The following is a 9,524-nucleotide window of genomic DNA, read 5'->3' on the forward strand; positions in this document are numbered from 1 at the left end:
GCGCCGTGCTGGCCGGCGCGGCCCGGCTCGCCCGCTGGGCCGACAGCGTCGGTGCCGCCGGCGGCACCGGAGGCAGCCTGCGGGCCGGCCCGGACGGAGCGCTGCCGAAGGCCGCCGTGGAACGCGCCGCCGAAGCCCTGCACCTGACGCCGCAGCAGGTCCGTATCGACTGGGACCGGGCCCGGCTCGCCGGACTCGTCGAACTCCACGACGGCCTCGCCCGCCCCGGCTGGCGGCTGCGCGCCTGGGACCGCGACGACACCGCCGTGCTGCGCGGCTGGGTCGCGCTCTTCGACGCCTGGTCGCTGGCCCGCCCCACACCGGCCGGCGCCGGCCCCACCATCGTCGCCGAAGTCGTCGAGGCGCTGCCGCAGTTGCTGTCCCTGCTGCATCTGTCGGCCGGGCCCGTACGGCTGCCGGTGCTGCTCGACATGCTCGACCAGCGCGTCACCGAACTGCGCACCGAACGCTGCGAGGTCCCCTACGGGCAGGACCCGGCCCCCGGCGGCGCCGACGACGACGCCGTTGAGGCCGGGACGGCCGGTGACGCCGCGGGGGCGTCGCTGGCCGAGCTCCTGGGCTGGGCGCTGGACGCCCTGCTGACCGTCGGCGCGCTGGTGCCGCCGGGCGGTGCGCAGGACGGCGCCTACGACGGGGCGTACGACAGCGCGGACGATGCGTCCGAGGCACAGCTGACGCCGCTCGGCAACTGGTCGGTGTGGGTCAAGCTGGAGCAGATCTGCGTCGCCGCGCAGAGCCCGGCCGGCAATATCGAACAGTCCGCGGAGGCGATGCTGCGCGGCTGCGCCCGGCTGACCCCGGGCCCGGCCCGCGCCGAATACCGCGCCTGGCTCGCCGCCCGCTCCGTCGGCGCCGCCGTCGAGGAGCTGCTGACCGTGGCCCGCGGCGAGGACGCGCTGCTGCGCGGTCTGGCCTTCGAGGCGCTGCGCGCGGTCGGCGCCCCGGCCGAGCCCGCCGTACGCGCCGCCGCCGACGAACCGGGCCTGCGGCCGTACGCCCTGCTGTGGCTGGTCGAGCACGAGGGTGGCGACCCGGAGACCGCGCCCGATGTGCTCACCCGCGAGGAGTCGACCTGGCTGTGGGTGGACACCGCGGCGGCCGTCGCCGACCACGGCGAGACCCAACTGCTGGTGCGCCACCTCGACTCGGCGGTCCAGGGTTCGGTGCCGCGCCTCCTGGAGGAGGTGCGCGCCGTCGGGCACCCCCGCACCGTCCAGGTGCTGGTGGCGCTGGCCGCGGCCCATCCCGACCCGGCGCTCGCCAAGGCCGTACGCCGCGCGGCGTTCCAGGTCCACACGGGCGGCGTCTGAGCGGGGCTGCGGGGGCGGCGGGCGCATCGGATCAGCCCGCGGTCCCCGGGGCATACGTCCCGAAGCTCCAGACGTTGCCCTCGCCGTCCCGCGCCATGTAGTCCCGCGAGCCGTGGTCCTGGTCCGTGGGCGGCATCAGAATCTCCACCCCGGCCGCCTCGGCCCGCCGGAAATGCGCGTCGGTGTCCTCGACGACGACATAGACCCCCATCGGCCCGGCATCGCCCATCGCCTCGTCGAAGATGCCGCCACGGCCCTTCGAACCGAGCATGACCGCGCCGTTGCCGTAGGAGAGTTCGGCATGCAGCACCATGCCGTCCTCGCCCTCGTACTTCGCGCCGACGGTGAAGCCGAAGGCCTCCGTCAGCTGTCTGATCGCGGCCTGTGCGTCGTGGTAGAGCACCGTCGGATACATCGTCGGCGTGCCTGCCATGAAGATCACCGAACCTTTCGAACGAGTCGGGCCGGCACCTCTGTGTCATGGATCACATTCATGGAGCACAGTGTGGCACCGGGGTCTGACAACGCCCGTGGACGTCAGCACCCGCCCATCGCGGCCTCCCCCCACACCCCGGTCCGCGACGGCCGAACGGGGGACGTGCCCGCCGTGTCGCCACCGGGCGCCCCGCGGACGGCCCCGCCCGCCGCTACGCTCATCGCTCGATCGGCAGATCTCCTGACCAGGGGGCCCGGGTGTCCAGACCGCCTGTCCCGGCCGGCCGGCGCACCAGGCGCGGCCTCGGCCCCGTGGCGATCCCTCTCGCCGCCGCCCTCCTCGCCCTGCCGCTGGCCACCGTCGCCCGCGAAGTCCGGCCCGCCCCGCACGGCGACCGCCTCACCCTCGCGCCCGACGCCCCGCCGGGCAGCGCCTTCGCCGACCGCCCGGAAAAACTACTTGCACAGGGCCGTTAGACTGCCTGCTATGGCAGTTCTCCTTTGGGTTCATTAGACGGCGTAGACCGCTTTCGGACCGTCCGTCCAACCCGCCGTCTTCCTGCCCTGGAGCTTTTTCCGTGATCACCGCCTCCGGCCTTGAGCTGCGTGCCGGCGCCCGCATCCTCATCGAGTCCGCCTCCTTCCGTATCGCCAAGGGCGACCGCATCGGCCTCGTCGGCCGCAACGGCGCCGGCAAGACCACCCTCACCAAGGTGCTGGCCGGTGAGGGCATCCCCGCCTCCGGCACGGTCGCCCGCTCCGGCCAGGTCGGCTATCTGCCGCAGGACCCGCGCACCGGCGACCTGGACGTCCTGGCCCGTGACCGCATCCTGTCCGCCCGCGATCTGGACAGCGTGCTGCGCAAGATGCGCGAGAACGAGGACCGGATGGCCAACGGCAAGGGCGCCACCCGCGAAAAGGCGATGAAGAAGTACGAGCGCCTGGAGACCGAGTTCCTGACGAAGGGCGGTTACGCCGCCGAGGCGGAGGCCGCGACCATCGCCGCCAGCCTCGGACTGCCCGACCGCATCCTCGGCCAGCCGCTGCACACCCTCTCCGGTGGTCAGCGCCGCCGCGTCGAGCTGGCCCGGATCCTCTTCTCGGACTCCGACACCCTGCTGCTCGACGAGCCGACCAACCACCTCGACGCCGACTCCATCGTCTGGCTGCGCGACTACCTCAAGACCTACCGCGGCGGCTTCATCGTCATCTCGCACGACGTCGACCTGGTCGAGACCGTCGTGAACAAGGTGTTCTACCTGGACGCCAACCGTTCGCAGATCGACGTCTACAACATGGGCTGGAAGCTCTACCAGCAGCAGCGCGAGGCCGACGAGAAGCGCCGCAAGCGCGAGCGGGCGAACGCCGAGAAGAAGGCCGCGGCGCTCAACACCCAGGCCGACAAGATGCGGGCCAAGGCCACCAAGACCGTCGCCGCGCAGAACATGGCCAAGCGCGCCGACAAGCTGCTCGCCGGCCTGGACGCGGTGCGCGTCTCCGACAAGGTCGCCAAGCTGCGCTTCCCGGACCCGGCGCCGTGCGGCAAGACCCCGCTCACCGCCGAGGGCCTGTCCAAGTCCTACGGTTCCCTGGAGATCTTCACCGACGTCGATCTGGCCATCGACAAGGGCTCCCGGGTCGTCATCCTCGGCCTCAACGGCGCCGGCAAGACCACCCTGCTGCGGCTGCTGGCGGGCGTCGAGACGCCGGACACCGGCGCGGTCCGCCCCGGGCACGGCCTCAAGCTCGGCTACTACGCCCAGGAGCACGAGACGCTGGNCCGGGCACGGCCTCAAGCTCGGCTACTACGCCCAGGAGCACGAGACGCTGGACCCGGACCGTACGGTCCTGGAGAACATGCGCTCGGCCGCCCCGGACATGGACCTGGTCGCCATCCGTAAGACGCTGGGTTCCTTCCTCTTCTCCGGGGACGACGTCGACAAGCCCGCCGGGGTGCTCTCCGGCGGCGAGAAGACCCGGCTCGCCCTGGCGACGCTGGTCGTCTCCTCCGCCAACGTCCTGCTGCTCGACGAGCCCACCAACAACCTCGACCCGGCCAGCCGTGAGGAGATCCTCGGCGCGCTGCACACCTTCACGGGCGCGGTGGTCCTGGTGACGCACGACGAGGGCGCGGTGGACGCGCTCCAGCCGGAGCGGATCATTCTGCTGCCCGACGGTGTCGAGGACCTGTGGGGCCAGGATTACGCGGACCTGGTGGCGCTGGCCTGACCCGGGCCGAACGGATCACGCGGAACGGATCACGGCGTATGGATCATGCCGTATGGATCATTCGGCCGATGTGTGATCCATCATCTGAGTGAGAACGGCTCGTACACCGGCGAGCCTGCGACGTGCGGCCGGGCCCCAGGGGCCCGGCCGTCATCTTTTCGGCCGCACACCACCTGACCTGCTACTTCTCACGGCCGACCGCGTTCCGGCGGCTCGCCGGACGGGCGGAATGGGGAATTCCGGCCGGCGTGACCGGGCGTCCACCGGCAAACGATGTCGTACTGACCTTGCGGAATGGGTGGCCAGGAAGCCGGGGAGGGGTGATCATGAGAGTCCAGAGCGCACTTCCCACGAGGAGGCACGGGTGGCCGAGACTCTGAAGAAGGGCAGCCGGGTAACCGGCGCCGCGCGCGAGAAGCTCGCGGCAGACCTGAAGAAGAAGTACGACTCCGGAGCGAGCATCCGGGCGCTGGCCGAGGAAACCGGCCGCTCCTATGGATTCGTGCACCGGATGCTCAGCGAATCCGGTGTGGTCCTGCGCGGTCGCGGCGGAGCCACCAGGGGCAAGAAGGCCGCCTCGGCCTGACGGCCGCGACTCCGGGCGCAGACGGTGTCCCCCCGGTCGACCGAGCAGTCGACCGGGAGGTTACCGTTCAGTCACTTACGCACGCAGGTGCGGCTGGCTGACTCGGAGGCGCTGATGACTCTGCTCGACAAGGACGGTGTGCGGCTCACCGTGGACGGCGCGATCGCCACGGTGACCCTCGCCAACGAGGCCAAGCGCAATGCGCAGTCGCCGGCCATGTGGCGGGCGTTGGCCGAGGCGGGTTCGCTGCTGCCGGGAAACATCCGGATCGCGGTGCTGCGCGGTGAGGGCAGGTCCTTCTCCGCGGGCCTCGACCGGCAGGCGTTCACGCCCGAAGGCTTCGACGGCGAGCCGTCGTTCCTCGATCTGGCGCGCGGTTCGGACGGTGAACTGGACGCCACGATCGCCGAGTACCAGGAAGCGTTCACCTGGTGGCGGCGCAACGACCTGGTGTCCATCGCCGCCGTGCAGGGGCACGCCATCGGTGCGGGCTTCCAGCTCGCCCTCGCCTGCGATCTGCGGGTGGTGGCACAGGACGTGCAGTTCGCCATGCGGGAGACCAGCCTGGGACTCGTACCGGATCTGACCGGCACTCACCCCCTGGTCGGGCTGGTGGGTTACGCCCGGGCGCTGGAGATCTGCGCCACCGGGCGCTTTGTGCACGCCGAGGAGGCCGAGCGGATCGGCCTCGCCAATCTTGTGGTGCCCGGGGACGAACTCGACGCCGCCGTCGCCGATTTGGCGGCCGCGCTCACCGCCCCGCCGCGTGACGCCGTCATCGAGACCAAGGCCCTGCTGGCCGGCGCCGCGGGCCGTACGTACGAGGAGCAGCGCATCGCCGAACGCGCCGCCCAGGCGCGCCGGCTGCGCGACCTCGCGGGTGTGGGGGAGTAGCACCGCACCCCGGCAACTACGGACGTGCCCGGCCGGCTGCCCGCCTGCGGTGCCCGGCCGGCCGCGCCCGTCAGCCCTGTTCCACGGCCGTGACCAGCACGGCGACCGTCGACGGCGCGGGCGGCGCGGCGGTCACCGCCCGCCGTACGGCGGCCGCGACATCCAGTGCGCGATGGCCGGACGCGGTCGCCAGCTGGATCAGCGCATGCCCGTCGGAGAGCCGCACCGGGCGGGACAGGCCGCCGAGCACCGGCGCCAGACGGGCCACACCCGGCACGCCCAGCGTGACGGCGGCGATCTGCGCCCGGCCGTCCTGCGCCGCGCCGGTCCGGTCGCCCGTTGCCGAGGCGGCAGGCGGGCCTTCGGTACGGGCAGCGCGCGGAGATGATGCCCCCTCGGCCGGCCCGGTCTCACCCGCCTCCAGCAGACCGCTGACCCGCAGATCCACCACAGCCACCACCAGCCCCAACTCCCGGACCGACGCCTCCAGCAGCGCTGTGCGCACCTGATCGGCGACGGTGGGCAGCGGCCGGTCGGCGACCGCGGCGAAGTCCGCCTCGATCCGCAGCGGACCGGGCGGCAGCGCGCTCGGCGGCGCCGGCACCGCCGGCTCCGGGGCGCGGCCCGGATCGGCGAGCGACAGCCGCAGCGTGCCGATACGTACACCGGCCGGCACACCGGAGGCCCTCCGCAGCGCCCCGGCGGCCGCGTGCTCGGTGATCCACGACCCGTCCGCGGGCCCGCCGAGCGGCAGCACCCGGCCGATCGCGAGCTGCTGCCGCACGGCCCGCGCCATCTGGTTCGCGGCCACCGCGTCACCCCTTTCCCGGCCGGTCCCGGTCCATCTCCGAGGCCGTTCCCCGGACACGTCCCCAGCCTGCCGCAGACCGGCCCGTACGGCAGGGCGGTGCGCCGAACGGCGGCGTACGGGCCACTCCGCTGCCGCACCCCCCAGGCGGCTCCGGGGATGCGCACCTACTGTGAGGAACGGAGCGGGCGGACCGCTTCTCCCCGCGGAAAGGGACGAACGGCGATGAGCGAGAGCCAGCAGCAGGCAGAGGGACCGAGGACCCCGGTCAGGCGGGGCGGTGGCGACCCCGCTTCGCGGGGGCGTACCACCATCGCCGACGGAGTCGTGGAGAAGATCGCCGGTCTCGCGGCCCGGGATGTCGTCGGCGTGCACGCCATGGGCAGCGGCTTCGCCCGCACGCTCGGCGCCGTACGGGACCGGGTGCCCGGCGGCGGCAGGTCCGCGACCGCCACCCGCGGCGTGAAGGCCGAGGTCGGTGAGGTGCAGACCGCGCTGGACCTGGAGATCGTGGTCGACTACGGCGTTGCCATCGCCGATGTCGCGCGCGCGGTCCGGGAGAACGTCATCTCTGCCGTGGAGCGGATGACGGGCCTGGAGGTCGTCGAGGTCAATATCGCGGTCGGTGATGTCAAGCTGCCCGACGAGGCAGACGAAGAAGAGGAAGCGGAGCTGCGGCTCCAATAGCCGGGCCCGTCCGGAGTGGCAGCGAAGGAGCGCACGATGAGCATGGCTGTGGTCGGCCTCTTGGCCGGAATGGCGCTGGGCTTCGCCGGATACTTCGGCGGCTTCGGCGCCTTCGTCCTGGTGGCGGCGCTGGGCGCCATCGGGTTCGTGGCCGGAAGGTTCCTGGACGGGGACCTGGAGGCCGGCGATTTCTTCCGTCCGCGCACCAGCGACCGCGACTACCGGCGGCGGTGAGGCCGGGTGACGACGGTGTCCCCGGTCGCCGCTGCCGCTGACGTACCGGCAGGTGAGCGGGGCGCGACCAGGATCGCGGACCGGGTGGTGGCGAAGATCGCCGCGCGGGCGGCCCGGGAGGCGCTGCGCGGTGAGTCCCCGCGCGCCCATACGGACGCGCATGCGACGGTGACCGTTCACCGGCGCGAGGACCGCGAGAACTTCGGCGAGGCCCGGCTGCGGATCGCCGTGGAGCTCGGCTACCCCTCCGACATCGGCGCGCAGTGCCGCGTGGTGCGTCATCACGTCACCGAGCGGGTAAAGGCGTTGGCGAACATGGACGTGCCCGAGGTCGCGGTGGAGGTCGAGCGTCTGCACTCACCGCTGCTGGAGCACACGGACCGGGGGAGGGTGCGATGAGCGACCACGACGCGGAGCAGCCGGACACCCGGCGGCTTCCCACGCTCGACAAACCGTCGGACGGGCCGACGCAGTCCACATCGGGCGCCGCCCAGACGAGCACCGCGGACGACGGCCGGACCGGGCGCTTCTGGTCGGCCCGCCGGGTGCCGGCCGCCCTGGTCGCGCTGGTGGTGCTGGCCGCCGCCGGGCTGCTGCTCTACGACGTGGCCTCGGTGCGCGCCGAGCGGCCCGCGATGGCCTGGCGCCGGCGGCTCGCCGGCGAACTGGCCACCCGTCACCTCGACACCTCCTGGGTGCTGGCCGCCGCGGCGGTCGCGGTGGTGCTGGGCATCTGGCTGATCGTGCTGGCCGTCACCCCCGGCCTGCGCCAGGTGCTGCCGATGCGGCCCGCAGCCCCCGGCATCCGGGCCGGGCTCGACCGTTCGGCCGCCGCGCTGGTGCTGCGGGACCGCGCCATGGAGGTCGCCGGAGTCCAGTCCGTACGGATGATCGTCACCCGCCGCAAGGCCAAAGCACATGCGGTCTCCCACTTCCGCGAGCTGGACGCGGTCCGCGGCGACCTCGACACGGCGCTCGGCGAGGGTCTGCGGCAGCTGGGTCTGGCGCACCGGCTGGGGCTGACCGTGGACGTCCGGCGCCCGAAGAGGAGGTGAGCGCGCGATGCGCAGGGGTCGCAGAACGACCAACCGGGTCCTGCTCGGTCTGACCGGTGTGCTGTTGCTCGGCGCCGGCGGCCTGGTGCTGCTCGGCGGTTTCGACCTGCCCGCGAAATGGCACCTCGGCCTGCCCGGCGGCTGGCCCTGGTCCCGCCCCGACGATGTGCTGCTCTCCGCGCACACCCGCACCCGCTGGACGGACGAGGGCTGGTGGTGGCCGGCCGTCATCACGGCCCTGGCCGTCTTCGTCCTGCTGATGGTGTGGTGGCTGCTGGCCCAGCTGCGGCGGCACCGGCTGAACGAGATCCTCGTCGACAGCGGCGACGGCGAGGGCGCCCTGCTGCGCGGCCGGGCCCTGGAGGGCGTCGTCGAGGCCGAAACGGAGTCGCTGGAGGGTGTCGACCGGGCCGGCGTGCTGCTGACCGGCCGCCGCACCGAGCCCCGGGTGCGGGCCGTGCTGGCCCTCGCCCCGCACGCCGACCCCGGGACCGTCGTGCGGCGCCTGTCGGACGAAGCCGTGGCGCACGCCCGCCGCTCGGCGGGGCTCGACCGGCTGCCGGCGGACGTCCGGCTGCGCGCGGTCAAGCACCGCCCCGAGCGGGTCAGTTAGGGCCCCTCCGGCCGATCAGGCCGGCCCCGGCACAGACCCCGTCAGAAGCCGTGCAGGGCCCCGCCGTCCACCGGCACCATCACACCGGTGACATACGAGGCGGCCGGCGACAGCAGGAACGCCGCGGCCCGGCCGAACTCCTCCGGCTTGCCGTAACGGCCCAGCGGGATCGAGGCGGAGTTGCGGGCACGGGTGCCCTCCGGGTCGCCGGAGAGCGCGTCGAGCTGGGTCATCCGGTCGGTGGCGATCCGTCCGGGCAGTACGCCGACGACGCGGATGCCGCGCGGGCCCAGCTCGTTGGCGAGCGACTTGGCGAAGCCGGCGAGACCGGGGCGCAGCCCGTTGGAGATGGTCAGACCGCCGATCGGTTCGTACACCGAGCCGGACAGCACAAAGCCGATCACGCCGCCCTCCGTCAGCTCGGCGGCGGCCGCGCGGGCCAGCCGTACCGCGCCGAGGAAGACCGACTCGAAGGCCGACCGCCACTGTTCGTCGGTGTTGTCGGCTGCGGTGCCGGGCGCCGGGCCGCCCACGCTGATCAGTACGCCGTCCAGGCGGCCGAAGCGCTCGCTGGCCGCGGCCACCAGGCGGTCGGCGGCATCCGCGTCCGCGTTGTCGGCCGCCACCCCGTGGGCGCGCGCGCCGAGCGAGG

General features: G+C 73.3%; 13 protein-coding genes and 1 pseudogene. 11 read left to right on the top strand and 3 right to left on the bottom strand.

Features of this window, described 5'->3' with window-relative positions:
- On the top strand, positions 1–1,331 hold a 1,331-nt coding region (locus tag DY245_RS10670; RefSeq protein WP_244942971.1), incomplete at its 5' end, for a hypothetical protein.
- Between the two features lie 31 nt (positions 1,332–1,362).
- Here the strand turns inward: DY245_RS10670 and DY245_RS10675 are convergent.
- A complete protein-coding gene (locus DY245_RS10675; RefSeq protein ID WP_128505989.1) occupies positions 1,363–1,764 on the bottom strand; it encodes a VOC family protein in 402 nt (133 codons plus the stop codon).
- Positions 1,765–2,024: 260 nt separating this feature from the next.
- On the opposite strand from DY245_RS10675, the gene DY245_RS10680 reads away from it, so the two are divergent.
- The 5 genes and pseudogenes from DY245_RS10680 (at position 2,025) to DY245_RS10695 (ending at position 5,475) form a co-directional block, all read left to right on the top strand.
- On the top strand, positions 2,025–2,243 hold the full coding sequence (locus tag DY245_RS10680) for a hypothetical protein (RefSeq protein WP_128505991.1): 219 nt from the start codon (positions 2,025–2,027) through the stop codon (positions 2,241–2,243).
- A 101-nt stretch (positions 2,244–2,344) separates the two neighbouring features.
- A partial coding sequence (locus DY245_RS10685; RefSeq protein ID WP_244942972.1) for an ABC-F family ATP-binding cassette domain-containing protein occupies positions 2,345–3,545 on the top strand: 1,201 nt, incomplete at its 3' end.
- Position 3,546: 1 nt separating this feature from the next.
- Positions 3,547–3,995 (top strand): annotated as a pseudogene (locus DY245_RS46130) (ATP-binding cassette domain-containing protein); the annotation flags it as partial.
- Between the two features lie 364 nt (positions 3,996–4,359).
- Positions 4,360–4,581, top strand: a complete 222-nt coding sequence (locus DY245_RS10690) for a helix-turn-helix domain-containing protein (protein ID WP_006606369.1) — start codon at positions 4,360–4,362, stop codon at positions 4,579–4,581.
- Between the two features lie 114 nt (positions 4,582–4,695).
- Positions 4,696–5,475, top strand: coding sequence for an enoyl-CoA hydratase/isomerase family protein (locus DY245_RS10695; protein WP_128505994.1), 780 nt, complete (start codon positions 4,696–4,698; stop codon positions 5,473–5,475).
- A 70-nt stretch (positions 5,476–5,545) separates the two neighbouring features.
- Here the strand turns inward: DY245_RS10695 and DY245_RS10700 are convergent, their stop codons facing one another.
- On the bottom strand, positions 5,546–6,286 hold the full coding sequence (locus tag DY245_RS10700) for a hypothetical protein (RefSeq protein WP_181923610.1): 741 nt from the start codon (positions 6,284–6,286) through the stop codon (positions 5,546–5,548).
- A 222-nt stretch (positions 6,287–6,508) separates the two neighbouring features.
- Between DY245_RS10700 and DY245_RS10705 the strand changes: the two genes are divergently transcribed.
- The 5 genes from DY245_RS10705 to amaP are packed head-to-tail and all read left to right on the top strand — an operon-like array spanning position 6,509 to position 8,872.
- Positions 6,509–6,970, top strand: a complete 462-nt coding sequence (locus tag DY245_RS10705) for an Asp23/Gls24 family envelope stress response protein (protein WP_128505997.1) — start codon at positions 6,509–6,511, stop codon at positions 6,968–6,970.
- A gap of 36 nt (positions 6,971–7,006) precedes the next feature.
- Positions 7,007–7,204 (top strand): hypothetical protein, encoded by a 198-nt coding sequence (locus DY245_RS10710; protein ID WP_128505999.1) that lies wholly within the window; start codon positions 7,007–7,009, stop codon positions 7,202–7,204.
- Positions 7,205–7,210: 6 nt separating this feature from the next.
- The gene (locus DY245_RS10715; RefSeq protein WP_128506001.1) at positions 7,211–7,603 is read left to right on the top strand and encodes a hypothetical protein; all 393 of its coding nucleotides are present in this window, start codon (positions 7,211–7,213) and stop codon (positions 7,601–7,603) included.
- A complete protein-coding gene (locus DY245_RS10720; protein ID WP_128506003.1) occupies positions 7,600–8,259 on the top strand; it encodes a DUF6286 domain-containing protein in 660 nt (219 codons plus the stop codon). Before DY245_RS10715 ends, DY245_RS10720 begins: the two co-directional genes overlap by 4 nt.
- 7 nt (positions 8,260–8,266) lie before the next feature.
- Complete coding sequence (gene amaP / locus DY245_RS10725) at positions 8,267–8,872, top strand: alkaline shock response membrane anchor protein AmaP (RefSeq protein WP_128506005.1); 606 nt, start codon at positions 8,267–8,269, stop codon at positions 8,870–8,872.
- 41 nt (positions 8,873–8,913) lie between these two features.
- On the opposite strand, the gene DY245_RS10730 is transcribed toward amaP, so the two are convergent.
- The coding region (locus DY245_RS10730) for an SDR family oxidoreductase (RefSeq protein ID WP_128506007.1) at positions 8,914–9,524 on the bottom strand (611 nt) is incomplete at its 5' end.

Origin of the sequence: Streptomyces inhibens (assembly GCF_003389455.1) — a bacterium.
Classification (GTDB): domain Bacteria; phylum Actinomycetota; class Actinomycetes; order Streptomycetales; family Streptomycetaceae; genus Streptomyces; species Streptomyces inhibens.

Excerpts from the sequence above, each read along its gene's own strand:
- DY245_RS10675 (WP_128505989.1), bottom strand. The coding sequence starts at position 1,764 with ATGGCAGGCACGCCGACGATGTATCCGACGGTGCTCTACCACGACGCA.
- DY245_RS10695 (WP_128505994.1), top strand. The coding sequence starts at position 4,696 with ATGACTCTGCTCGACAAGGACGGTGTGCGGCTCACCGTGGACGGCGCG.
- DY245_RS10705 (WP_128505997.1), top strand. The coding sequence starts at position 6,509 with ATGAGCGAGAGCCAGCAGCAGGCAGAGGGACCGAGGACCCCGGTCAGG.
- DY245_RS10710 (WP_128505999.1), top strand. The coding sequence starts at position 7,007 with ATGAGCATGGCTGTGGTCGGCCTCTTGGCCGGAATGGCGCTGGGCTTC.
- DY245_RS10720 (WP_128506003.1), top strand. The coding sequence starts at position 7,600 with ATGAGCGACCACGACGCGGAGCAGCCGGACACCCGGCGGCTTCCCACG.
- amaP (WP_128506005.1), top strand. The coding sequence starts at position 8,267 with ATGCGCAGGGGTCGCAGAACGACCAACCGGGTCCTGCTCGGTCTGACC.